Raw genomic sequence first — 23,391 nt, forward strand, 5'->3', positions numbered from 1 at the left:
CGCCCTCAATGGTCTATATCTTGAGAAGAAAGCGTCGCGGTCAGCGCGTCGGAAACCTTGGCGCAATATTTCGCATATGCGTCTGTCGTGCGGTAATTTTCGGCGCGAGGATAGGAACCAATGATTGGTATATCGGCAACCACTCGGCCCGGTCTTGCCGCCATGACGATAACGCGGTTTGACAGGTAGACCGACTCGTAAACGCTGTGAGTGACGAAGATCACCGTCAGGCCATGTTCCTGCCAGAGGCGCAGCACGTCATTATTGAGCTTGAAGCGCGTCATTTCATCGAGTGCCGCAAAAGGTTCATCCATCAAGAGAAGACGCGGACGTGTAACCAACGCGCGGGCGATGGAAACGCGCATTTTCATGCCGCCTGAGAGCTCTCGTGGAAAAGCCTTGGCAAAGCGTGACAAGCCAACCTGTGCCAGAGCTTCTTCAACGCGCGGGGTCGCCTCCTTGCGGGAGATACCGGCAAGGCGCAGCGGCAGATAGACATTGTCGAAAACGCTGGCCCACGGCATCAGCGTCGGCTCCTGAAAAACAAAGCCGATATCCTGCGCTCCGATAGGACCTTTGCCGGGAGCATGGCCGTTGACGCGGATATCACCGGCGGAAATCGATTCCAGACCGGCGATCATACGCAGCGCTGTGCTCTTGCCGCAGCCCGATGGACCAAGGAAGCTGACGAACTGGCCTTGCTCGATCGTGAGCGACATGTCGCTCACGGCCATCACACCAGTGCCATATTGCTTGTAGACGCCGTCTATCTCGATCAGAGAGGACGAAGCTTGCGAGTTGGGGGCCACGCTCATTGTCCTTACCAGGCTGGTTGATTGTCGAGCCAGGAAAGCGGCGCTCGTTCGATTTCTGCGAGAACCTCGACCAGCCGCTCGGCGGCAAAATCGATGGTCGCTCGACCTTTTTCGGCAGTCGCGAGCGTTGCGTCGCCAGCGGCGCCATAGGGATTGATATCCTGAATCTGCCAGGCAGGCTTCGCGCCGCCGCTCAGCGCAAGATGCTTGAAATCACGTGCAAAAGTTTCCGTAAGAGTGCGGAAATCCTGGGCTTTCGACATGTCGACCAGGTCTGGATGCATTTCCAGCATCACCGAGGTTTCCATGTCACCGGCATGAATGCCGTGCTTGGCGTCGTGGTCGCTGTAGACGCCTTCCGGCATTCCGAGACCGAACCAGTTGATGCTCACCACCATCATATTGTGGCGGATACGAAGTTCTCGTGCCACGATATCCATGACACTGATCTGGCCGCCATGGCTGTTGAGAAGCGCCATCTTGCGAACGCCGCTTGCCGCCACGCAGCCACCTATTTCACACCACATGCGAATGATTGTCTCTGCCGAGAACGTCAGCGTGCCGGGATAAAGACTGTGTTCGTTGCTCTTGCCAATGGCCTGCGTCGGCAGGAAAAGCGCGTGGCTTGTTTCAGGCAGGCGGGCGATTGTTTCCTTCACCATGCCGTCGACAATCGCGGCATCGACCGCCAGCGGCAGGTGCGGTCCGTGCTGTTCGATTGCGCCGACGGGCAGAACCGCCACGAGCTTCTCGCGATCGAGGCGGGAGAATGCCTCGCTCGTATAATCGGACCAATATCGTTTCAAGATTGCAACTCCTACACGCTCGGGCCAAGGGCGTTAGACATATCCTACTAAACAATCTGACCGATCGGTCAAACTAAATGTTTTAAATATTCGAATTGCGTGCAATTAAGGTGTGAATCCGTGGCTATTCGGTCACGCGACGGGCCGTGACGTGTTTATGATGCGCGGAAATTTCCGGAGGTCCTATGGACGACAGATGCATTATCATTGGTGCCGGCCATGCCGGTTCGCAGGCCGCTATCAGCCTTCGGCAGGAAGGCTATGCAGGCGAAATCGTTCTCATCAACGACGAAACCGATATTCCCTATCATAAGCCTCCGCTCTCCAAATCCTATTTGAAAGCCCCGGAAGGCGGTGGCCTGGTGTTGCGCCCGGAAGCAACCTATCGCGACAATAATATCGAGATGCTGTTCGGCCATCACGTCGATGCCGTATCGATTGCCGACAAGACGGTCGCGCTTGATGATGGGCACGTGTTGAACTGGTCTGAACTGATCTTCGCGACCGGCGCACGTGCGCGCATTCCCAATGTACCAGGTGTCGGGCTCGAAGGTGTCTTTACGCTGCGCCGGATGGAAGATGTACGCCGTATCGCAGCGGCAATGCCGAATGTCGAGAATGTCGTCATTATCGGTGGCGGTTTCATTGGCCTCGAAATGGCTCATAGCGCAATCGCGCTTGGCAAAAAGACGGTTCTGATCGAAGCGGCGCCTCGTGTGCTGGGGCGTTCGGTTGCAACTCATATCTCTGCCCATGTGGAAGCGCGCAGCCGCGCCGCTAACATCACACTTTTAACCGGTCTCGGCGTGGCGGCAGTCGAGGGGGAAAATAACCATGTTATCGGCGTGAAAGCTGCAGACGGCACGATATTCCCGGCGGATATGGTCGTGATCGGCACTGGTGCGGTGCCAAATGTCGAGCTTGCAGTAACGGCGGGACTTGCAATCGACAACGGGATTATTGTCGACGAGAACCTGCGTACTTCTGCCAGCCGTGTCTACGCCATTGGCGACTGCGTGAGCTACGATCACTTTCATGCTGGTCGCCGGGTACGGCTGGAATCGGTACAAAACGCGACCGATCAGGCAAAGCATGTGGCGCGCACCATTGTCGGACGCGAAGCGCCGTTTCGGGAAGTCGCCTGGTTCTGGTCTGATCAGGGCGATATGAAGCTGCAGACGGCAGGACTTTCCTTCGATGCTGATCGGCATATCCTTTCGGGGAACCCGGAAGAAAATGCATTTTCCATCTTCCATTTTGCCGGTGACAGGCTTGTGGCTGTCGATTCCATCAATCGTCCGGCAGACCATATGATCGCGCGCCGTCTGCTGGCTGCGGGTATTAATCCGACCGAGGCCGATATTGCCGCCGGGGCGGCGCGGCTGAAAGAAATGCTGGCCGCTGCGCCGAAATCTTGAGGATTCACGATGAACAGTTTGAAACATCTGCTGCCCGCTGACATGGCAGCACCCTTTGCCGCCTACAGCCATGGCGTGAAGGTTAAAGCCGGTGCTGAAATGATTTTCTGTTCCGGTCAGTTAGGCATCGCGCGGGATGGAAATGTGCCGGAAGACGCAGGCGCTCAGGCTGAACTCTGCTTCGAGAATATTCGCCGTATTTTGCGCGATGGCGGTATGGACCTTTCCGATGTCGTGCGTATCAACGCCTATGTGACAGACCGGGCCTATATGCGTCCTTATATGGATGTTCGTGACAGGCTGTTCCCGCAACCAGCGCCAGCCTCCACGCTGATGATCGTTTCCGGTTTCACACGTGAGGAATTCAAGGTCGAAATCGAGGCGGTCGCGGCCAGATAATCGTTTGTTTTGAGCCGTCAAAGCGCCGCAGCAATGCGTATCGCCTTTACCTGAAAGGAGTGGTAGGGTTGTCCGACATCCTCCATTCCCTTCAGGCCCATTCATGTCCAAAATTCAGCCTTCGGCTTCATCGCCGGAAACTTCGCTACGTTCGTCTGCACGATTGGCGGAACTAGCGCTTGCCATCGGCGGCTTCGGTATAGGTACCGGTGAGTTCGCCATTATGGCGCTGCTGCCCGATATCGCGCGTGATCTTAAGGTGACCATACCGCAAGGCGGCCATCTCATCAGTTCTTACGCGCTCGGTGTTCTGATTGGCGCACCGGTGCTTGCAGTGATCGGCGCAAAGCTTGACCGCCGCAAGCTCCTCTTCCTGCTGATGGGGCTATTCGCTTTCGGTAATCTCGCAAGCGCATTCATGCAGGACTATGCCGGTCTTTACATGATGCGGTTCATCGCTGGTTTTCCTCACGGAGCCTATTTCGGCGTTGCTTCACTCGTCGCCGCATCTTTGGCGGAACCGGGCAAGCGTGCTCAGGCTGTAGGACGGGTCATGATGGGACTGACCATTGCGACATTGTGCGGGACGCCGCTTGCGACCTCTCTTGGCCAGATTGCCGGGTGGCGCGCAATGTTTGCATCCGTTGGCCTGATCGCAATGCTAACTATGGTGCTGGTCGCGATCTATGTACCCAAACAGCCTGCAGAGGAGGGGGCGTCACCCCTACGCGAACTGGGAGCATTTCGCCGCAAGCAAGTCTGGCTGACGCTTGGGATTGGTGCAATTGGCACGGGCGGCCTGTTTTCCGTTTTTACCTATGTCGCGGCAACAGTTACCGAGGTTTCGCATGTCGATGTGAAATGGATGCCTTTCGTCTTCGCGATGTTCGGCCTCGGCATGGTGCTTGGTAATATAGTTGGGTCGCGACTGACAGATCGTTCGGTTATGGGAACTGTTGGTCTGGTACTGCTCTATGATATGGCCGTCATGTTGGCATTCCCCGTCCTCATGCAGCATCCTGTGACTGCATTCTTGAACGTGCTTCTGGTCGGCGGCGGGTTTGCACTCGTCCCAGCATTGCAAACGCGTCTGATGGATGTAGCGGCGGATGCGCAGACGCTGGCTGCTGCCCTCAACCATTCCGCGCTCAATCTCGCCAATGCGCTCGGTGCTTGGCTCGGCGGTCTTGCGGTTGCATGGGGCTATGGCTGGACGTCGACGGGAACAGTCGGCGCATTGCTTGCCTTGTCTGGTCTGGTGGTCTTTGCAATCTCGATTGCATTCGACAGACGCGGTGCGGCAACACCTGCCTCGCAAGAGGCATAAATACAGCCCATAAACGAAAACACCCGTCGCGGGAGGAGGCGACGGGTGTTTTATGGGGAAGACCGGACTTGGGAGGAGGACATCCGGTCTTGAATCACCGAGGAAATGGGAGGAGGAGAAAGCACCCCGGTGATATTCTGGAAACTGTAGGACCGCGCGGTTATGGGGACTCGCGATCCTTGAAGAAGGCTGATGCCTTCCGGAGGCGCTATTAGCGAGCAGCGGCCTTGCGTGCAACGAACGGGATTTCCGAAGGCAGGATGCCAAGGTCGTTCAGTTCACGTGGGCTCAGGCGGCTCAGTTCGTTTACGGTGTTACGGTAACGGCGCCAGTTGTTGTACGAGCGGATCAGGTTCATTTCTCTCACCTAGTAAAATCTTATCTCTTTGTTGCAAACAGCATATAGGCTTGAAGCATTTCGAATTGGAGAGACAGATTTGCATAGCTGCAATGCGTTAAAGCTTGTCAGTTGCACGCCTTTTGCGCAGCTTGGTCATCATGCGATCACAATCTGATGCCCTGTTAGGCAAATCGGTTGGATTCAGGCTGCTCCGGCAGCTAACTGGTTAAAACTTCTTTAAAAATTCGCTGGCCGAAAAACTGCTCCACAAAATGTGGTGGAGAGCGGCACGTCCAACGGATTTAGTTGCCGGTAAATGCGCGGTCTCGTCTGTGCCGCAATATGCATGTATAATAAAGTATAAATCCGGACCTCCTGTCCGCTTAAAATTTTGTCGCAAAAGTCCGGGAAATCGTCGGTTAGAGACAACAATTCTACATGACTTGCGCGCCGGATTGGGGTAAGGGAGTTCCGTCGGGTGTCGGGACGCCATATAATATGACGTTCTTGCACTGTCTGTCTGCGGGAGAGCGCCAATTGGCCGCCGAAGGGGAAATCGCCCGAAATCTCTCAGGTACAAGGAACCGCAGACGGGTAAGACAACTCTGGAAAGTCAGGGGAAACCCTGCGCCGAAGGTGTAAGTATGGCTTTCTATATAGCCATGCGAGTCTCTCAGGCCTGAGACAGAGGGGCACGAAGCAACCGCATTTTGCGGAGGCACACGTGCGACTCTGGAGTTGTTATGGGCGATACCGCACATTTGAATACCCTGCCTTTGCAGGATTTGCATGAACAGGCTGGCGCGCGCTTCGGCGGCTTTGCTGGCTGGAACATGCCGATCACCTATCCGCTGGGCGTCATGAAGGAACATCTTCATACGCGTGAACATGCGGGCCTTTTCGACATTTCTCATATGAAGCTGATCGAGGTTTCGGGTGCGGATGCCGCTGCGCTTCTTGCCGAAACCTGTCCGCTCGACCCGACTGTGCTGAAGGAAGGTCAGTCGAAGTACACTTTCTTCCTCAATGATAATGGCGGCGTTCTGGACGATCTGATCGTCACGCGTCTTGGCGAAGACCGTTTCATGGTTGTCGCCAATGCGGGCAATGCCGATGCCGATATCGAGCATTTGACGGAAGCCGCATCGGGCAAGGACGTTAAGGTCAATCCGCTTGACCGTGTGTTTCTTGCTCTTCAGGGGCCGGAAGCGGAAGCCGTCATCAATGATGCCGGGCTGGCTGGTGCCGAGCTTGCTTTCATGAGCGGGTTTGAACCCAAGGCTGGCTGGTTCATGACCCGTTCGGGCTATACCGGCGAGGATGGTTTCGAGATCGGCGTTCCAGCCGATGAAGCCCGTGCGCTTGCAATGAAACTGCTTGCCGACGAGCGCGTCGAATGGATCGGCCTGGCTGCTCGCGACAGTCTGCGCCTTGAAGCCGGTCTCTGCCTGCATGGTCAGGACATCACGCCGGAAACGGATCCTGTTTCGGCGGGCCTCACATGGGCAATCACCAAAGCCGTGCGCGAAAAGGCTGCATTCAACGGCGCAAAAGCCGTGCTGGACGCGATCGCCAAGGGCGCATCTGCCAAGCGCGTCGGCCTGAAGCCGGAAGGCCGTCAGCCGGTTCGCGGCGGAGCCGATCTTTTTGATGAATCCGGTCGCCAGATCGGAACAGTTACTTCCGGTGGGTTCGGTCCATCGGCAGGCTTCCCAGTCGCCATGGGTTATGTCGAGGCAAGCCTCGCTACCCCCGGCACACGTGTTTTCGCTGACGTTCGCGGCAACAAGGTTCCCGTTGACGTTTCGGCGCTTCCCTTCACTCCGCATCGCTATCGCAAAGGATGATTTCCATGGCCAATATCCTGTTCACCGAAGATCACGAGTGGATCAGCGTCGAAAACGGCGTTGCCACTGTCGGCATTACGATCCACGCACAGGAACAACTGGGTGACCTCGTTTTCGTCGAACTGCCGGACGTCGGCCGCACGGCCACCAAGGGCGAAGGCATCGTGGTTGTGGAATCGGTCAAGGCCGCTTCCGACGTTTACGCGCCAGTCGATGGTGAAGTGGTCGAAGTCAACGAAGCCGTTGCAAGCGATCCAGCCCTTATCAATCAGGCTGCAGAAGGCGAAGGCTGGCTGTTCAAGCTGAAGCTTTCCGACGAAGGCCAGCTCTCCGGTCTGCTCGACAAGGCCGGTTACGACAAACTGGTAGGATAAACAAATGACGCAACAGGTTCTTCCCTTTGTTGCCCGTCATATCGGGCCAAGACTGGAAGACGAGCGCGCAATGCTTGCAGCGCTCGGCCTTCCTTCCATGGAAACCCTTATCACCCAGGCGGTTCCAGCATCCATTCGTTTGAATCGCGCGCTCGATTTGCCAGCCGCTTTGAGCGAACATGCAGCGCTTGCGGAGCTCAATGAAATCATGGGCCGCAATGTGGTGAAGAAGAGCTTCATCGGCGCGGGCTATCATGGTGTGGAAACGCCACCCGTCATTCAGCGCAACCTGTTTGAGAATCCGGCCTGGTACACGGCTTATACGCCTTACCAGTCGGAAATCAGCCAGGGTCGTCTTGAGCTTCTTTTCCACTTTCAGACGCTGGTTGCTGAGCTTTCCGGCCTGCCGGTTGCCTGCGCATCGCTCCTGGATGAAGCGACTGCGGTTGCTGAAGCCATCGGCGTTGCTTGCCGTCACCACCGCGACAAGCGCAGCCGTATTCTGCTTGCAGGTGAACTGCACCCACAGACCGTCGATGTGATCAACACCCGCGCCGAACCGCTCGGCTGGGAGATCGAAACTGGCAGCACTGTCGATGACAATACCGCTGCCATCGTCGTGCCGTGGCCGGATACGCGTGGTGTCTATGGCGATTTCAGCAAGGTCATCGCCGATGCGAAAGCCAAGGGCGCCCTCGTCATCGCCGTTGCCGATCCGCTGGCATTGACCATTATGGAAGCGCCTGCCAGCTGGGGTGCCGACATGGCTGTAGGCTCCATGCAGCGTTATGGCGTTCCGATGGGCTTCGGCGGTCCGCACGCCGCGTATCTGGCGGTGTCCGAGCCTCTGACCCGCATCATTCCGGGCCGCATCGTCGGTCAGTCGGTTGATGCGCATGGTCGTGCGGCCTATCGTCTGGCGCTCCAGACTCGTGAACAGCATATCCGTCGCGACAAGGCCACGTCGAACATCTGCACTGCACAGGCACTGCTTGCCAATATGGCTGCATCTTTCGCGATCTGGCATGGCCCGGCAGGACTGCAGGCTATTGCTACACGCGTGGCCGGCCTTGCTGCACGCTTTGCGGCTGGCCTCAAAGCTGCTGGTGTCGAGATCGCAGGTGATAGCCTATTCGATACGGTAACGATTAAAGTTGCCGGTAAGGCTGCGAAGATTGCCGACGAAGCCGACAAGGGCGGTCGTCTGCTCCGCATCATTGATGCGGATACAGTTGGTGTCACCTTTGACGAAACCTCGACCGAGGAAGATCTTGCAGCACTCGCCGTTCTGTTCGGTGCCAAGTCGGTCGATGGCGACAAAGCTCTTGTTCCCGGCAAGGGGCGCGGTGAAGGTTTCCTCACGCAGGACGTGTTCCATTCGCACCGTTCCGAAACCGAGATGATGCGCTTCCTGCGTCGTCTGGCCGACAAGGATCTGGCGCTTGACCGTGCAATGATCCCGCTCGGTTCCTGCACCATGAAGCTCAATGCAGCGGCAGAAATGATGCCGGTGAGCTGGAATACGGTTGCAAACCTGCATCCATTCGCGCCTGCGGCCCAGACTGAAGGCTATGCGAAGATGACGGCTGACGTCGAAGCATGGCTTTGCGAAATCACCGGCTTTGCGGGTGTTTCGTTGCAGCCGAATGCAGGCAGTCAGGGCGAATATGCTGGTCTCCTGGCCATCCGCCACTATCACCAGTCACGCGGCGAAGGTCATCGCAACATCTGCCTTATCCCATCGTCTGCACATGGCACTAATCCGGCCAGTGCTTCGATGGCAGGCATGAGCGTTGTTGTGGTCAATTGCCGTCCGGATGGCGATATCGATATCGACGATCTCAAGGCCAAGGCCGAGAAGCATCGCGATAATCTCGCGGCGTTCATGATTACCTATCCGTCGACCTATGGCGTGTTCGAGGAAGGCATCAAGGCTTTCTGCGAAATCGTCCACGATAATGGCGGTCAGGTCTATTTCGATGGCGCAAACCTCAATGCACTCGTCGGCCTTGCGCGCCCTTGCGATATCGGCGCCGATGTCTGCCACATGAACCTGCACAAGACCTTCTGCATCCCGCACGGCGGTGGTGGTCCGGGCGTCGGTCCGATTGGTGTTGCCAAGCATCTGGTGCCTTACCTGCCGGGCCATGTGGATATCGGTTCCAAGCATGCGGTTTCGGCTGCACCGTTTGGTAGCGCATCCATTCTGGTCATCACGTGGATGTATATCCGCATGATGGGCGGCGTAGGTCTCAAGAAGGCAACCGAAGCTGCGATCCTCAATGCCAACTACATCGCGCATCGCCTGAAGGACGCCTATCCGATCCTTTACACCGGCGCGCATGATCGTGTGGCGCATGAGTGCATCGTCGATACGCGTGTTCTGAAGGACAGCGCAGGTGTGTCCGTGGAAGACGTGGCCAAGCGCCTCATCGACTATGGTTTCCATGCACCGACCATGTCCTGGCCGGTCGCCGGAACGCTGATGATCGAACCGACCGAGTCTGAGCCGAAGTCGGAAATCGACCGTCTCTGCGATGCGATGATCGCCATTGCGGGCGAAGCGAAGAAGGTTGCCGACGGCGTTTGGCCAGCAGATGACAATCCGCTTGCCAATGCACCGCACACGGCAGGCGATACACTGGCAACGGAATGGACGCATCCTTACACGCGTGAGGAAGCCGTATTCCCGGCAAGCGCGATCAATGGCGATTTCGATGCGACGGCAAAATACTGGCCGCCGGTCAGCCGTGTCGACAATGTCGGCGGCGACAGAAATCTCATCTGCTCGTGTCCGCCAGTAGCAGCCTACGGCTGAGATAAAATGTAGGTCTATTGATGGAAAGCGCCGCGGAAACGCGGCGCTTTTTTCTATGTTGCACCCACGTGTATTTGGCTGATTAACTGAGAATAAGTTAATTTGCAGAGTGGCGAATATAGTGAAGCTGATTCTTATGAATTAGTGTTTTTAAAACAGCAAGTTGCACAAGTTGCACATTTTTAGTGAAATGAGCCGCTATCCAGATTTTGGGCAAAAAAAGAGCCGGACTGAGAAGTCCGGCTAAGTTATGAAGGTGCCACATTGGGCAAACCTCCAGAGGGGAACACTTACCGCGCGCAATGGGAGGAGGCACAGCGGTAAGTGACTGTGATATGTATCACCTTGCTCCAATCTTCAACCCCTGAAACACGAAATTTTTGACCATTTCGGAAAATTCTGAAACTTTTCGAATTTCGGCCGTGTTCTTTGGCTTATTGGCCAGTATTTGTATCCTGTTACGGCTTCGGCGTGCTCCAAATCGAAACAATCGCTCGTTGCAAATACCAAGTGGGTTGCGACTAGCAAATCGGCCCGCAAAGTTTTGGGATGTATTCGCACTGGTTGATGACTAGGATGTCGTCGGGAACATTTTGGCATCGCTGCGAATGGGAGATTTCATGGATTTGCGGCTGCTTCTGCTTATGGTTGTCGCCGGGATAGGCTTCGGGGTTCTGTTAATTCATTTTCTGGGTGGAGGGCTTAAGCGTAGTATTCTTCCCGACGACGAAAGTGTCAAAGCGCGCTTTCATCTTGACTATCCTGAAATCAAAATCGGCGAGATTTGTTATACCGATGATCGTCGTACAGCATTTTTCCCGTTGCGTGGCGCATCCACAGGGCTCGTTCATAGCGTCGGGGACCGCTTTTTGACGCGATGCGTGACCGCCGCAGACGTCCTTGCTCTAGAGGATAAAGGCAATACCGAACTGATATTACATATGAAGGATTTTACTTGGCCCAAAGCGCGGTTTCTTTTCAGTAATGCTGAGGATCGGGAAAGAGTGATGGCCTGGCTTTCAGGTCCGTCTGGGGAGGGGAACCGACATGGATAGCAATCCGGTATTTTTCGATGTGACGCGTGTTGCGATCCCGCTTTATGTGCTGGGAATCCTGATTGAGCTCGTGGCAATCCGATATTGGCAACGCAAGGGCGAATTTGAGACAAGAGACGCTTTTACAAGCCTGTTGATGGGGGCGGGCAATGTTGCGGCGGGTTTGCTGCTCGGCTTCGTTTCCGTGACAGCGCTGCTTTGGGTTTGGCAGTTCCGCTTTCTTGATCTCGGCCTGCACTGGTGGGTATTTGTAGTCGCCTTCATCTTCGATGATTTGCGCTACTACTGCTATCATCGGATTGCGCATCGTGTGCGCTGGGTCTGGGCGGAACACGTCAACCACCACTCCAGTCAGCACTATAATCTCACGACGGCGCTGCGTCAGTCGTGGACAGGACAGATGACGGGCATGTTCGTGTTGCAAGTGCCGATGGTACTCATCGGATTTCACCCTGCGGTGATCGCCTTCGTCTATGGGTTCAATCTGATCTATCAATTCTGGATTCACACGGAAGCCATAGACAAACTACCGAGGCCTATCGAGTTCATCTTCAACACCCCGTCGCATCACCGCGTACATCACGCGACCAATCCGCGTTATCTTGATGCAAATTACGCTGGCACGCTGATTATCTGGGATCGCATGTTCGGCACTTTCGTGGAGGAATTACCGGAAGATATGCCGCGCTATGGCATCGTGAAAAATGTCGGCACATTTAATCCGGTGCGTGTGGCGTTTCACGAATGGGTTGGTATGTTTAAAGACGTATTCTCGTCAGGTCTCACCTTGCGGCAGCGCCTGATGTATATGATCGCGCCTCCCGGCTGGAGCCATGATGGCAGCCGCAAGACATCCGAAGATTTGAAAGCTGACTATGTCCGGCTTAATCCGTCGCAAGCCGGGAAAGCAGGTTTGCCCGAGGGATTTGAAACCTAGATCAGTTTGATTTCAGTGCGCAATCAACTGCTGTCTAAAAGTGCTTGGGCCATGGCTTCAGTGCATTTTCAATGACTTATGCAATCATCTCTGAACTTGGCAGACTATCATTCCTCGCTAACAAACGGACTCATAAGCTCCTGAAATAATTAGAATAATTCTAAAACATTCCTACGTTGGTCAACTTCATTTAGCTTGCAGCGCTGGCCGTGCGGATATAAAAAGATGACCAAATGGCGAAGGCTTCATGCCGGGTTTGAAGAGAAGCGACCGAGGGACAGGCCGATTTCTCTGTCTTTTGGATAGTTGGAATGCTCGTACCTTTTCTAATCATGTTCCGCGAAGGCGTGGAAGCAGCGCTGATCGTTGGCATTATTGCCAGTTATCTCCATCAGACTGGCCGCAGTGCCTGGATGCCAGTGGTCTGGATCGGCATATTGCTGGCATTGGCCATGTCGTTGGCCGTCGGCGCTATCCTGCAGCTTCTGAGTGCAGAATTCCCACAGAAGGCGCAGGAACTGTTTGAAGCCATTATTGGTCTGATTGCCGTTTTTGTGTTGACCTCGATGGTGTTCTGGATGCGCAAGGCGGCCCGTTCTATCAAGTCGGAACTGCATCATTCCATCGATGCAGCTTTTCAGACACCGACACATAAAGGTTTCGGCCTCATTCTGATGGTGTTCTTTGCTGTCGCACGCGAGGGGCTTGAATCGGTCTTCTTTCTGCTGGCGGCTTTCCAGCAGAGCGAAGGGGCGGCAGCACCGCTTGGCGCGCTTCTTGGCGTGTTGCTAGCTGCGGCAGTTGGCTACGGCATCTTTAAAGGCGGCTTGAAGCTGAACCTTCGCCGTTTCTTCCGCTGGACCGGCGTTTTCATTTTGATCATTGCGGCAGGCATTCTCGCCAATTCGGTCATGGCATTGCACGAAGCTGGCATCTGGAACCATTTCCAGACGGTCGTTTTCGATATGAGCGATATTCTCCCGCTCGACAGCACGCTTGGTTCAGTTCTTGCTGGCATTTTCGGTTACATCGCGACACCGACCGTCAGTGAAGTTGTTGCCTATGTAGCCTTCCTCGTTCCGGCGCTCATTCTGTTTCTGATGCCTGCAAATGCACCAGCAACGGCAAGCCAGGCCAAAACAAGCGCACAGTAAAAGAGATTTCAATGACGAATCCGAAACCTGCTGAACCCATGTCGCGCAATCTGGTCCGCATCGGACTGGCTTTCGCCGTGCTGTTGCTGCTCGCCGCTGGCGCTGCGTTTTATTATGCATCCCGTGTATCGGACAAAGCCCGCCATGCAGAAGCCGGTGACACAATACAGGTCGCGATCAACGCAAAAAGCTGCGAGCCGAACGAACTGACCGTTCCGGCCGGGCGCTCGGTATTCGAAATTGTCAATAAGTCCGACCGTACGGTCGAGTGGGAAATTCTCGACGGAGTAATGGTTCTTGAGGAGCGCGAAAATATTGCTCCTGGCTTCAAACAGACCATCACCGCCAAGCTGACGCCAGGCGAATACCAGATTACCTGCGGGCTTCTTTCCAATCCGCGCGGCAAGCTGATCGTGACTGCGACCGCTGCCAGTGAAGCGGAAAAGGGCAAGCTTCCGCTTACAGCTTTCATTGGTGCACTGGCTGAATATCAGATTTATCTGACCACAGAGGTTGCCGAATTCCAGAAATCGGTTTCGGCACTTTCCACGGCAATAGCCAGCGGTAATCTTGAGGCTGCGCAAACCGCCTACGGTCCGGCGCGAGAAGCCTATGCGCGCATTGCTCCCGTGTCGGAAGCGTTCTCCGATCTCGATACAGCTATCAATGCTCGTGCGGATTATTTTGAAAAGCGCGAGCAGGACCCTGCGTTCGGTGGTTTGCACCGTATCGAATACGGTTTGTTCGAACAGAAATCCGTCGATGGTCTGGCTCCTGTTGCTGGCAAGCTTGAGCAGGATGCCACTGCATTGAAAGAGCGCATTCGCGGGCTTCGGATTTCGCCGGATCGCATGATGGCGGGCACTGCTTCTGCATTGAACCGTTTTGCATCGACGGCGTCGGATGCTGGTGAAGACCGGTACGCTCACACCGATCTGCAGGCTTTGTCTGGCCTTCTTGAAGGCTCTGGCAAGACTGCCGATGTTCTGCGCCCCATTGTTATAAAGGCTGATCCGAAAGCCTTTGAAGGCATCGACAAGGACGCAGCTTCGATCAGGAAGCTGCTTGGTACGGGTGCTGAAGGCAATGGCTACAAGGCGTACGATGCTCTGTCGTCTGATGAAAAGACGAAAATTAAGGAAGGTGCGGCTCAACTCGCTGCACAGTTTACGAAACTCCGCGATCAGCTTGGGGTAGATTGATGACCAGAAAATTTTTCAAAACCGATAAGATTACCACAGAAGAGCCTGTTTCCGCCGGTCGCCGTGCACTGCTCCTCGGGGCTGGTGCAACCGGGGTTGCCGGAGCAGTTGCAGGCGTGCTTGCCCCGCAGACAGCCCATGCTCTTTCTTCGGAAAGCGTGACCAATGCGCCGGAAAGCGACAAGATTCACGAAAGTCAGCCTTTTTATGGGAAGCACCAGCCCGGTATCGTCACGCCGCGCCCTGCTGCGGGTCTCGTCGCTTCCTTTGATGTGTTGGCGCGTGACCGCGCCGAACTGGAACGCATGTTCAAACTGCTCACCGAGCGGGCAGAATTTTTGATGAAGGGTGGAGAACCACCGGAGCTTGATGCGAAGTTTCCGCCATCGGATTCCGGTATTCTTGGACCTGTCGTCACGCCGGATAACCTCACGGTTACGGTGGCGCTCGGCTCATCATTGTTCGATGATCGTTTCGGTTTGAAGCCGTTGAAGCCGAAACTTCTGCAGCGCATGACCGGTTTCCCCAACGACGCCCTGCAGAAGGACATCTGCCACGGGGACCTCGTCATTCAGTTCTGTTCGAATACGCCGGACACGAACATCCATGCGCTGCGCGACATCATGAAGAACATGCCTGATCTTCTGATGGTTCGCTGGAAGCAGGAAGGGACGGTTCCTGTGCAACCGCCGCATTCGCCCCGGGCGAAGGAAAGCGCACGAAACTTCCTCGGTTTCCGCGATGGATCCGCCAATCCGGATTCCGCCGATGATGCATTGATGAACCGCATCGTTTGGGTGCAGAAGCAAAATGAAGAGCCGGGCTGGGCCGCTAATGGCAGCTATATGGCTGTGCGCATCATTCGCAATTTTGTCGAACGCTGGGACCGCACGCCGCTGCAGGAGCAGGAAACCATTTTCGGACGCCGCAAGAATAGTGGCGCGCCATTCGACGGTAAAACCGAAGCCGATGTTCCCGATTATGCGAAGGATGCGGATGGCAAGGTGACGCCACTCGACTCGCATATCCGTTTGGCAAATCCGCGGGATGCCAATGCCGAGCAACACCTCATTCTGCGTCGGCCATTCAACTATTCAAACGGGGTCAGCAAATCAGGTCAGCTTGATATGGGGCTGCTCTTCATCGCCTATCAGGCCGATCTGGAGAAGGGCTTCATCACGGTCCAGAACCGTCTCAACGGCGAGCCGCTGGAAGAATACCTGAAACCGATTGGGGGCGGGTATTTCTTCGCGCTGCCTGGTGTTCAGGATCATAAGGACTACTACGCGCGCGCACTTTTGGAGGCAAGCGGTCCGCAAAATGCTGGCGGGTGAGGATCGCATCTCAAGTTTTTGATTTGACGCGCATTTCCCGCAATGCGCTTTATCTGGAGAGGCTAAACATGAAGTATCGTCTGCCATTGCTCGCATCGGCATGTGCCGTTGCCCTCACGCTCAGCTTCGGCGCAGCCAAGGCTGAAGTTTCGCCGCTGGACCTTGTTCAGCCGATTGCTGACTACAAAGTCTATGTGCAGGAAAACCTCGACGTTCTGGTAAAGGACACCAAGGCTTTCACTGACGCGGTCAAAGCAGGCGATTTGGAAAAGGCCAAGGAGCTTTATCCTTCATCGCGCGTCTCCTACGAAAAGATCGAGCCGATTGCCGAGCTTTTCGCCGATCTTGACGCTTCGATCGACAGCCGCGCCGATGACCATGAAAACGGCGAGAAGTCGGAAGACTTTATCGGGTTCCATCGCATCGAGTATGGCCTGTTTGCGCAGAATTCAACCGAAGGACTCGCTCCGGTTGCCGACAAGCTCTACGCAGATGTGCTGGAACTCCAGAAGCGTGTAAAAGACCTCACCGTTCCGCCAGAAAAGGTTGTTGGCGGAGCTGCTGCCCTGCTTGAAGAAGTGGCTGCAACCAAGATTTCCGGTGAGGAAGATCGTTACAGCCACACCGATCTTTGGGATTTCAAGGCCAATGTCGATGGCGCCCAGAAAATCGTCGAGCTCTTCAAGCCTTTGCTGGAAAAGGAAAATCCGGATCTCGTGAAGAAGGTGGAAGCCAACTTCAAGACTGTCGACGACATTCTTGCAAAGTACAAGAAGGGTGACGGCTACGAATCCTACGACAAGCTGTCGGATGATGATCGCAAGGCGCTTGCTGGTCCTGTGACCACGCTTGCCGAAGATCTTTCTACCCTGCGCGGGACGCTCGGCCTGAATTAAAAAGCGAACACTGAAATGGCGGGTTACCCCGCCATTTTCATGCGCTCATGCGCAGTTTGATTTCGGCATTGAGTAGAATGCGCTGTGTTTCTGGAAGTTCCAGTCGGTCATCCGTTGTTTCGCCCAGTGTTCGAAACAAGAGCTCAATCGCCAGCCGTCCGATTTCATTGTAATCCTGCGCCACTGTAGTGAGTGGAGGACACGTATATTCCGATAACGGATTATTGTCGTGACCGGCGACACGAACGTCGCAATCCTTGAGTCTGCCAATTTTCAGACCGGCCTGCCAGAGTGCACTCGTTACGCCAAAGGCGATGCGATCATTGGAGCACAGAACAGTGCTTGTCGGCAGGCGTCCCTTTTCGCGTAGAATTCTCGCGGTCTGCTCGAAGGCATAACGTTCGAAATCCCAGCTTCGGCTTTGTTCGAGGTCAATGATGCGTGGCTCATAACCAAGCTTTTCCATGGCTTGTCGATACGCATCTTGCCGCTTGATTGCATTGTTGTTGACCATCGGCATGGAAAAATAACAAGGCTCGCTGCCCGAGCGGCACAGATAATCGACAATCAGATGGAAGGATTTGAGATTGTCGGTGCCGACAAAGGGTGAGGTGCTGTCCAGCGGAGAGTCGACATAGACAATTGGAACGTGTTCCGCGAGACGTGCCAGCGTCGAATGTTGCGACTCTTCACCAAGCGGTGCGATGATGGCACCAGCGACATTGAGCGAACGCAGGGTTTCAATTGCCTGCTTTTCCAGCTCAGGCTTGCCATCGGATGACAGGACAATCGCAAGATAGCCGCGTTGCTCTGCGAGCGATTGCAATCGTTTCGTCATCGCCATGTAGAAATGATCGAGCTGGTTGGGGATAATTATACCCAGAATTGTCGTGCGACGTCGATTGAGGTTCACCGCGAAAAGATTGGGACGAAAGCCGGATTGCTTGATCGCCGCTTCAATCAGTTCGCGGGTCTTGGGACGGACGGACGACGGATCGCTGAAATATTTCGACACTGTCGGGCGGGAAAGCCCAACAAACTCCGAAAAATCCTCCATGGTGCGTATTGTTTTGCGCACGTCTTTACGTCCTGTTCGTCAGTTGTCGCGGCCTAGGTACACACGACGATGCTGTTTTCTGCGAAGCCGCCGCATAAACTGGAATGTGCTGATTTCTCGGGACAAAGTCTGGTCCCGGTTGCCGCTTCTGTAACGATTTCAGGATGTTCCTCCAGCTCCGCTCGCCGTTGTATTCCTCCAGGCGAAGTCCCGTCAAACTGTCAAAGGCGGGGCAAAACGTCAAGCAGTCAAATGTGTTCGCAGAGAATGATGCGGTGAATATCCATATATGCTAAAACAACGGTTCGTGAATTTGGCAGGTGGAAATGTCCGCGATTTCGGCCCTTGGAACTGTTCACAAAAGCGGTCGTTTCTTCTCGCAACGCAAAATTGAAAACCGTGCTTGACAAGCTACGGAAGCTCACGCCATAAATTTTACATATGTAAGAATTTTGCTATGCATTCGTAAAGGAGGAGACGAAATGCGGACCAAGTCTTATGTTGCAGGGCTTATTGCGTCTGCTGCAAGTGTTGCAGTTATGGCCGGGGCTGCGTGGGCGGAAGAGCTCACCATCGCGACGGTCAATAATGGTGACATGATCATCATGCAGAAGCTGTCGCCGGAGTGGGAAAAAGCCACCGGCAATAAAATCAACTGGGTTGTGCTTGAAGAAAACGTGCTGCGTCAGCGCGTCACGACCGATATCGCTACCAAGAGCGGCCAGTTCGATATCCTGACCATTGGTGGTTACGAGACGCCAATCTGGGGCAAGGCTGGCTGGCTTCTGTCGGTCGATGATCTTGGTGATGATTACGGCTATGACGATCTCATCAAGCCGGTTCGCGCCGGTCTGACGGTGGATGGCAAGCTTTACGCCGTGCCATTCTATGCCGAAAGCTCGTTTACGCTCTATCGCAAGGACTTGTTTGACGCGGCGGGCCTCAAGATGCCCGATGCGCCAACCTATGTGGAAATCAAGGATTTCGCGACCAAGCTGACCGACAAGTCGAAAGAGCAATATGGTCTCTGTCTGCGCGGAAAGCCGGGCTGGGGCGAAAACATGGCTTACCTTGGTACATTGATCAATACGTTCGGTGGCAGGTGGTTTGATGAAAACTGGAAGCCCCAGATCAATTCCGATGAATGGAAGAAGGCGATTAACTTCTACGTCGATCTGATGAAGGAAGCGGGCCCTCCCGGAATTACGTCAAACGGCTTCAACGAAAATCAGGCCCTGTTCTCGACCGGCCATTGCGCCATGTGGATCGACGCCACTTCGGCTGCCGGACGCATCTATGATCCGAAGCAGAGCCAGGTTGCCGACAAGGTTGCCTTTACCAAGGCGCCGGTCGAGGTGACGCCAAACGGTTCTTCATGGGCGTGGTCCTGGAACCTCGCAATTCCGGCATCGAGCAAGAAGGTGGAAGCCGCTAAGTCGTTCCTGAAATGGGCGACCTCCAAGGAATATGTCGAGCTCGTCGGCAAGTCCGAAGGCTGGGTTGCTGTTCCTCCGGGCACACGCCAGTCCACCTATGCCAATGAGGAATACAAGAAGGCAGCTCCCTTCGCGGATACGGTGCTGAAAGCCATCGAATCTGCCGATCCGACAAAGCCGACCAAGGACCCGGTCCCTTATACCGGCATCCAGTTTGTGGCCATTCCTGAATTCCAGGCCATCGGCACGCTGGTTGGACAGGCGATTTCGTCGGCTGTTGCCGGTCAGCAGAGCGTTGATGCGGCACTCGACGGTGCGCAGCGTCAGGTCGAACAGATCATGACGCAATCCGGTTACATCAAGTAGCCGTGAGATAAAGGTCTGCCGCCTTCGGTAGGAGGAGGGCGGCAGACCTGATTTTCGTAGAGGTTCGCCACGGTGAATCCGAAACGGGAAGGGGAGGATAAGTCCGAATGCCAGCAAACCATGCGTTGGCCGCAGGCACAAAATCACGCTTTGCAGCAAAGTCTCGTCGCAGTGTCCGCACTGGACCTCTGCTCGCTCCAGCAGTCATTCTGCTTTTGCTGTGGATGATCGTTCCACTGGCGATGACCTTGTGGTTCTCGTTTCAGTATTACAATCTCATCAATCCATTTATTACTGGTTTTGCCGGTTTCTCGAACTATTCCTTCCTGTTATCCGATCCGACCTTATGGTCCGCAATCGCCAAGACACTGATCCTTGTCGTGTCGGTTCTTGTGATATCGGTCGTCCTAGGTGTGCTGTTCGCGGTCATCTTCGATCAGGATTTCTGGGGCAAGAATATAGCGCGGCTTCTGGTCATTGCGCCGTTCTTCGTCATGCCAACCGTTTCGGCGCTGATCTGGAAAAACCTGCTGATGCATCCGGTGAACGGGCTGTTCGCCTTCATTTCACGCAGTTTCGGATTGCCGGTCATCGATTGGTTCTCACAGTTTCCAATGGCTTCCGTCATCATAATTGTGTCCTGGCAATGGGTGCCGTTTGCGGCGCTGATCCTGATGACGGCGATGCAGTCTCTTGATAGGGAACAGATGGAGGCTGCGCGCCTGGACGGGGCCAAAGGCCCGGTAATGTTCTATTATATCGTGCTGCCGCATTTGCTGCGCCCGATCTCGGTCGTCATCATGATCGAGACGATCTTTCTTCTGTCGGTGTTTGCGGAAATTCTTGTTACCACTTCGGGTGGACCGGGGATCGCCACGACGACGCTGACCTATTTCATCTATCTGAAAGCGCTCCTGCAATGGGATATCGGCGGCGCTTCCGCAGCCGGCGTCATCGCCATCATCCTTGCCAACATCGTTGCCGCGTTCCTGATCCGGACTGTCGCACGAAATCTGGATAATTAGGAGGGCTGACCGATGGCTGCAAAACGCAAGATCAACAAGGCTGCCGTCTCTGCCGGGATCATTGGCTGGATCGTGGCGTTGCTGATGTTCTTCCCGATCCTCTGGATGCTGCTTGCTGCATTCAAGACGGAAATTGACGCGGTGGCACCACCAAAACTGTTCTTCGAGCCAACGCTGGAGAATTTTGTCGCGGTCAATCAGCGTGCTGATTATTTCCGCTATGCCATGAACAGTGTCGTTGAAAGTCTGGGTGCGACTATTCTCTCGCTCATTATCGCGGTGCCCGCGGCTTATGCGGCAGCGTTCTTCCCCGGCAAGCGCACTAAAGACCTTCTTCTATGGATGCTGTCCACCAAGATGCTGCCTGCAGTCGGCGTGCTGGTGCCGATCTATCTTTTGGCACGCGATACTGGGCTTCTTGATACGCGCACCGGTCTCATCATCATCTTCACCCTGTCCAATCTGCCGATTGTGGTCTGGATGCTCTATTCCTTCTTCAAGGAAGTGCCCGGAGAAATCCTCGAAGCAAGCCGTATGGACGGTGCGAAAGTCGGCCAGCAGATACGCTATTTGCTTCTGCCGCTAAGCCTTCCGGGTATCGCGTCCACCGCGCTCCTTTCGATCATCCTTTGTTGGAATGAAGCGTTCTGGAGCCTGAATCTGACGGCTTCGCAAGCAGGCCCGCTTACCGCCTTCATAGCGTCCTTCTCGTCACCGGAAGGGTTGTTCTGGGCAAAACTCTCGGCAGCTTCCACGCTCGCCATCGCGCCAATACTTGTCTTCGGATGGGTCACGCAGCGCCAGCTGGTGCGCGGCCTCACTTTCGGCGCAGTGAAATAAAGGGAATGAAATGGCTACACTATCACTGAAAAACGCCACCAAGTCCTTTGGCAATATTGATGTCATCAAAGGTGTCGATCTCGACATTGCAGACCGCGAATTCGTGGTTTTCGTCGGGCCATCCGGTTCGGGCAAGTCAACGCTTCTGCGCATGATTGCTGGGCTTGAGGAAATTACCGGCGGAGACCTCACGATTGATGGTGAGCGTATCAACGATACGCCGCCGGATGAGCGTGGTCTTGCCATGGTTTTCCAGACCTATGCGCTCTATCCGCATATGAATGTGCGCGACAATATGGGTTTTGCGCTGAAACTTGCAGGTGTTGCCAAAGCGGAACGTGATCGCAAGGTGGAAGAGGTTGCAAAAACGCTGCAGCTTGACCAATTGCTTGACCGCAAGCCGAAACAGCTTTCCGGCGGTCAGCGTCAGCGTGTTGCCATTGGACGCGCAATGGTGCGCGAACCGAAGATTTTCCTGTTCGATGAGCCGCTGTCCAATCTCGATGCCGCGCTCCGCGTGCAGATGCGTATTGAATTGGCGCGCCTGCACGACCGGCTCAATGCGACGATGATCTATGTCACGCATGATCAGGTGGAAGCGATGACGCTCGCACACAAGATCGTGGTTCTCCGCGACGGGAAGGTGGAGCAGGTAGGATCGCCACTGGAGCTTTATCATCATCCGGTCAATCGTTTTGTGGCTGGTTTTATCGGTTCACCGACCATGAACTTCATCGAAGTCAAAGCCAGTGCCGTCGATACCGACGGGGTGACAGTTCAGCTTGCAAATGGACGTTCGGTCAAAGCGCCTGTCAAAAGCGAAGGCGTAAGCGCTGGGGCGCCGCTGGTTCTCGGTATTCGTCCGGAACATCTTCATCCGGCAGCGGATGGTATCCTCGAAGGTGAGATCATGGTTGTCGAGCGCCTTGGTGGTGAGACCTATCTCTATGTGCAAAATGAAAGCGCAACCGGACTGATTGTTGCGGAGGCGGGCGGTGGCAGCGCAGCACGTGCACACGAAACGGCGAAACTGGGTTTTGACCCGACCGACGCGCATTTGTTTACACCCGATGGCAAGGCTTTGGAGCGCTTTGAACGGCATCCATTATTGCTGACGGAAAAGAAAACGCACCTGTGAGTGCAGGCTGCAATATCCCGGAGTATCCCCATGCGACTTAAAGACAAGGTGGCCCTCATCACTGGTGCTGCGCGCGGTATCGGACTTGGCTTCGCTGAAGCCTATGCGCGCGAGGGCGCGAGGGTTATTATTGCCGATATTAATATTGAGCGGGCAGAGGAGGCCGCACGCGGCATCGGTTCATCGGTCAAGGCGGTAAAGCTTGACGTGACCGACCTCAGTCAGATTGACAAGGTCGTTGCAGAGATCGACGCGGAATATGGCGGCATCGATATTCTGGTCAACAATGCCGCGATCTTCGATATGGCTCCTATCAACGAACTGACCGAAGACAGTTATGAGCGTGTGCTCGGTATCAATCTCAAGGGACCGCTTTTCATGATGAAGGCGGTCTCGAACGTGATGATCAAGCGCGGACGCGGCGGCAAGATCATCAATATGGCGAGCCAGGCCGGTCGTCGCGGCGAGGCGCTGGTGACCCTCTATTGCGCGTCTAAGGCCGCCATCATTTCCGCCACGCAGTCGGCTGCTTTGGCGCTAGTCAAGCATGGCATCAATGTCAATGCGATTGCACCGGGCGTGGTCGACGGTGAACATTGGGACGTGGTGGATGCGAATTTTGCCAAATGGGAAGGTCTGAAGCCGGGTGAGAAAAAAGCGGCGGTAGCGAAGTCCGTTCCAATCGGTCGCTTCGCGACGCCGGAAGATATTACCGGCATGGCCGTTTTCCTTGCATCATCTGATAGCGACTACATCCTCGCCCAGACCTTCGGCGTTGACGGTGGCAACTGGATGGCTTGAGACAGG

The 23,391-nt window shown here is 55.0% G+C and carries 21 protein-coding genes and 1 riboswitch; of the genes, 17 read left to right on the top strand and 4 right to left on the bottom strand.

Annotated elements, in window-relative coordinates:
* Window positions 1–5: 5 nt before the first annotated feature.
* A complete protein-coding gene (locus tag AC1RHM_RS12210) occupies window positions 6–815 on the bottom strand; it encodes an ABC transporter ATP-binding protein (RefSeq protein WP_010659055.1) in 810 nt (269 codons plus the stop codon).
* A 5-nt stretch (window positions 816–820) separates the two neighbouring features.
* Window positions 821–1,621, bottom strand: a complete 801-nt coding sequence (locus AC1RHM_RS12215; RefSeq protein ID WP_010659054.1) for a creatininase family protein — start codon at window positions 1,619–1,621, stop codon at window positions 821–823.
* A 185-nt stretch (window positions 1,622–1,806) separates the two neighbouring features.
* Here AC1RHM_RS12215 and AC1RHM_RS12220 point away from each other — a divergent pair, with 185 nt between their 5' ends.
* The 3 genes from AC1RHM_RS12220 (at window position 1,807) to AC1RHM_RS12230 (ending at window position 4,765) form a co-directional block, all read left to right on the top strand.
* Window positions 1,807–3,039, top strand: a complete 1,233-nt coding sequence (locus AC1RHM_RS12220; RefSeq protein ID WP_010659053.1) for an NAD(P)/FAD-dependent oxidoreductase — start codon at window positions 1,807–1,809, stop codon at window positions 3,037–3,039.
* Between the two features lie 9 nt (window positions 3,040–3,048).
* Window positions 3,049–3,438: a RidA family protein gene (locus AC1RHM_RS12225; protein ID WP_010659052.1), complete on the top strand. Its 390-nt coding sequence runs from the start codon at window positions 3,049–3,051 to the stop codon at window positions 3,436–3,438.
* Between the two features lie 103 nt (window positions 3,439–3,541).
* Window positions 3,542–4,765 (top strand): MFS transporter, encoded by a 1,224-nt coding sequence (locus AC1RHM_RS12230; RefSeq protein WP_010659051.1) that lies wholly within the window; start codon window positions 3,542–3,544, stop codon window positions 4,763–4,765.
* 211 nt (window positions 4,766–4,976) lie between these two features.
* On the opposite strand, the gene AC1RHM_RS12235 is transcribed toward AC1RHM_RS12230, so the two are convergent.
* The gene (locus tag AC1RHM_RS12235; RefSeq protein ID WP_002965914.1) at window positions 4,977–5,123 is read right to left on the bottom strand and encodes a DUF1127 domain-containing protein; all 147 of its coding nucleotides are present in this window, start codon (window positions 5,121–5,123) and stop codon (window positions 4,977–4,979) included.
* 495 nt (window positions 5,124–5,618) lie between these two features.
* Window positions 5,619–5,702, top strand: a riboswitch (glycine riboswitch).
* Window positions 5,703–5,848: 146 nt separating this feature from the next.
* On the opposite strand from AC1RHM_RS12235, the gene gcvT reads away from it, so the two are divergent.
* The 9 genes from gcvT to efeO (AC1RHM_RS12280) all read left to right on the top strand — a co-directional run bounded on the left by gcvT (window position 5,849) and on the right by efeO (AC1RHM_RS12280) (window position 16,722).
* Window positions 5,849–6,952: a glycine cleavage system aminomethyltransferase GcvT gene (gene gcvT, locus AC1RHM_RS12240; RefSeq protein ID WP_010659050.1), complete on the top strand. Its 1,104-nt coding sequence runs from the start codon at window positions 5,849–5,851 to the stop codon at window positions 6,950–6,952.
* Between the two features lie 5 nt (window positions 6,953–6,957).
* Window positions 6,958–7,326, top strand: coding sequence for a glycine cleavage system protein GcvH (gene gcvH, locus AC1RHM_RS12245; RefSeq protein WP_010659049.1), 369 nt, complete (start codon window positions 6,958–6,960; stop codon window positions 7,324–7,326).
* A gap of 4 nt (window positions 7,327–7,330) precedes the next feature.
* Entirely contained in the window at window positions 7,331–10,144 is a 2,814-nt protein-coding gene (gene gcvP, locus AC1RHM_RS12250) for an aminomethyl-transferring glycine dehydrogenase (RefSeq protein WP_492332563.1), read from the top strand.
* Between the two features lie 620 nt (window positions 10,145–10,764).
* Window positions 10,765–11,199 (top strand): hypothetical protein, encoded by a 435-nt coding sequence (locus tag AC1RHM_RS12255; protein ID WP_036563560.1) that lies wholly within the window; start codon window positions 10,765–10,767, stop codon window positions 11,197–11,199.
* Window positions 11,192–12,136: a sterol desaturase family protein gene (locus AC1RHM_RS12260; protein ID WP_010659046.1), complete on the top strand. Its 945-nt coding sequence runs from the start codon at window positions 11,192–11,194 to the stop codon at window positions 12,134–12,136. The genes AC1RHM_RS12255 and AC1RHM_RS12260 overlap by 8 nt, the downstream gene beginning before the upstream one ends.
* 311 nt (window positions 12,137–12,447) lie before the next feature.
* Window positions 12,448–13,290, top strand: coding sequence for an iron uptake transporter permease EfeU (efeU, locus tag AC1RHM_RS12265; protein WP_010659045.1), 843 nt, complete (start codon window positions 12,448–12,450; stop codon window positions 13,288–13,290).
* Window positions 13,291–13,301: 11 nt separating this feature from the next.
* Window positions 13,302–14,492: an iron uptake system protein EfeO gene (gene efeO / locus AC1RHM_RS12270; protein WP_010659044.1), complete on the top strand. Its 1,191-nt coding sequence runs from the start codon at window positions 13,302–13,304 to the stop codon at window positions 14,490–14,492.
* Window positions 14,492–15,826, top strand: coding sequence for an iron uptake transporter deferrochelatase/peroxidase subunit (efeB, locus tag AC1RHM_RS12275; protein ID WP_010659043.1), 1,335 nt, complete (start codon window positions 14,492–14,494; stop codon window positions 15,824–15,826). The genes efeO (AC1RHM_RS12270) and efeB overlap by 1 nt, the downstream gene beginning before the upstream one ends.
* A gap of 68 nt (window positions 15,827–15,894) precedes the next feature.
* Complete coding sequence (gene efeO, locus AC1RHM_RS12280; protein WP_010659042.1) at window positions 15,895–16,722, top strand: iron uptake system protein EfeO; 828 nt, start codon at window positions 15,895–15,897, stop codon at window positions 16,720–16,722.
* Between the two features lie 37 nt (window positions 16,723–16,759).
* Here efeO (AC1RHM_RS12280) and AC1RHM_RS12285 read toward each other — a convergent pair whose 3' ends face one another.
* On the bottom strand, window positions 16,760–17,779 hold the full coding sequence (locus tag AC1RHM_RS12285; RefSeq protein WP_010659041.1) for a LacI family DNA-binding transcriptional regulator: 1,020 nt from the start codon (window positions 17,777–17,779) through the stop codon (window positions 16,760–16,762).
* Window positions 17,780–18,261: 482 nt separating this feature from the next.
* Here AC1RHM_RS12285 and AC1RHM_RS12290 point away from each other — a divergent pair, with 482 nt between their 5' ends.
* The 5 genes from AC1RHM_RS12290 (at window position 18,262) to AC1RHM_RS12310 (ending at window position 23,385) form a co-directional block, all read left to right on the top strand.
* Entirely contained in the window at window positions 18,262–19,581 is a 1,320-nt protein-coding gene (locus AC1RHM_RS12290) for an ABC transporter substrate-binding protein (RefSeq protein WP_010659040.1), read from the top strand.
* A 107-nt stretch (window positions 19,582–19,688) separates the two neighbouring features.
* Window positions 19,689–20,606, top strand: coding sequence for a carbohydrate ABC transporter permease (locus AC1RHM_RS12295; RefSeq protein WP_010659039.1), 918 nt, complete (start codon window positions 19,689–19,691; stop codon window positions 20,604–20,606).
* 12 nt (window positions 20,607–20,618) lie between these two features.
* Window positions 20,619–21,446: a carbohydrate ABC transporter permease gene (locus AC1RHM_RS12300; protein ID WP_010659038.1), complete on the top strand. Its 828-nt coding sequence runs from the start codon at window positions 20,619–20,621 to the stop codon at window positions 21,444–21,446.
* A gap of 10 nt (window positions 21,447–21,456) precedes the next feature.
* A complete protein-coding gene (locus tag AC1RHM_RS12305) occupies window positions 21,457–22,584 on the top strand; it encodes an ABC transporter ATP-binding protein (RefSeq protein ID WP_151606383.1) in 1,128 nt (375 codons plus the stop codon).
* Window positions 22,585–22,614: 30 nt separating this feature from the next.
* The gene (locus AC1RHM_RS12310; RefSeq protein WP_010659036.1) at window positions 22,615–23,385 is read left to right on the top strand and encodes an L-iditol 2-dehydrogenase; all 771 of its coding nucleotides are present in this window, start codon (window positions 22,615–22,617) and stop codon (window positions 23,383–23,385) included.
* Window positions 23,386–23,391 lie beyond the last annotated feature (6 nt).

Source organism: Brucella sp. GW823-FHT04E01, assembly GCF_058796175.1.

What these genes read in the sequence shown, in the direction of transcription:
- AC1RHM_RS12305 (WP_151606383.1), top strand. Translation starts at nt 21,457, where the DNA reads ATGGCTACACTATCACTGAAAAACGCCACCAAGTCCTTTGGCAATATT.
- efeO (WP_010659044.1), top strand. Translation starts at nt 13,302, where the DNA reads ATGACGAATCCGAAACCTGCTGAACCCATGTCGCGCAATCTGGTCCGC.
- AC1RHM_RS12310 (WP_010659036.1), top strand. Translation starts at nt 22,615, where the DNA reads ATGCGACTTAAAGACAAGGTGGCCCTCATCACTGGTGCTGCGCGCGGT.
- gcvT (WP_010659050.1), top strand. Translation starts at nt 5,849, where the DNA reads ATGGGCGATACCGCACATTTGAATACCCTGCCTTTGCAGGATTTGCAT.
- gcvP (WP_492332563.1), top strand. Translation starts at nt 7,331, where the DNA reads ATGACGCAACAGGTTCTTCCCTTTGTTGCCCGTCATATCGGGCCAAGA.
- AC1RHM_RS12230 (WP_010659051.1), top strand. Translation starts at nt 3,542, where the DNA reads ATGTCCAAAATTCAGCCTTCGGCTTCATCGCCGGAAACTTCGCTACGT.
- efeU (WP_010659045.1), top strand. Translation starts at nt 12,448, where the DNA reads ATGCTCGTACCTTTTCTAATCATGTTCCGCGAAGGCGTGGAAGCAGCG.
- efeB (WP_010659043.1), top strand. Translation starts at nt 14,492, where the DNA reads ATGACCAGAAAATTTTTCAAAACCGATAAGATTACCACAGAAGAGCCT.
- AC1RHM_RS12235 (WP_002965914.1), bottom strand. Translation starts at nt 5,123, where the DNA reads ATGAACCTGATCCGCTCGTACAACAACTGGCGCCGTTACCGTAACACC.
- gcvH (WP_010659049.1), top strand. Translation starts at nt 6,958, where the DNA reads ATGGCCAATATCCTGTTCACCGAAGATCACGAGTGGATCAGCGTCGAA.
- efeO (WP_010659042.1), top strand. Translation starts at nt 15,895, where the DNA reads ATGAAGTATCGTCTGCCATTGCTCGCATCGGCATGTGCCGTTGCCCTC.
- AC1RHM_RS12255 (WP_036563560.1), top strand. Translation starts at nt 10,765, where the DNA reads ATGGATTTGCGGCTGCTTCTGCTTATGGTTGTCGCCGGGATAGGCTTC.
- AC1RHM_RS12210 (WP_010659055.1), bottom strand. Translation starts at nt 815, where the DNA reads ATGAGCGTGGCCCCCAACTCGCAAGCTTCGTCCTCTCTGATCGAGATA.
- AC1RHM_RS12220 (WP_010659053.1), top strand. Translation starts at nt 1,807, where the DNA reads ATGGACGACAGATGCATTATCATTGGTGCCGGCCATGCCGGTTCGCAG.
- AC1RHM_RS12285 (WP_010659041.1), bottom strand. Translation starts at nt 17,779, where the DNA reads ATGGAGGATTTTTCGGAGTTTGTTGGGCTTTCCCGCCCGACAGTGTCG.
- AC1RHM_RS12300 (WP_010659038.1), top strand. Translation starts at nt 20,619, where the DNA reads ATGGCTGCAAAACGCAAGATCAACAAGGCTGCCGTCTCTGCCGGGATC.
- AC1RHM_RS12260 (WP_010659046.1), top strand. Translation starts at nt 11,192, where the DNA reads ATGGATAGCAATCCGGTATTTTTCGATGTGACGCGTGTTGCGATCCCG.
- AC1RHM_RS12295 (WP_010659039.1), top strand. Translation starts at nt 19,689, where the DNA reads ATGCCAGCAAACCATGCGTTGGCCGCAGGCACAAAATCACGCTTTGCA.
- AC1RHM_RS12225 (WP_010659052.1), top strand. Translation starts at nt 3,049, where the DNA reads ATGAACAGTTTGAAACATCTGCTGCCCGCTGACATGGCAGCACCCTTT.
- AC1RHM_RS12290 (WP_010659040.1), top strand. Translation starts at nt 18,262, where the DNA reads ATGCGGACCAAGTCTTATGTTGCAGGGCTTATTGCGTCTGCTGCAAGT.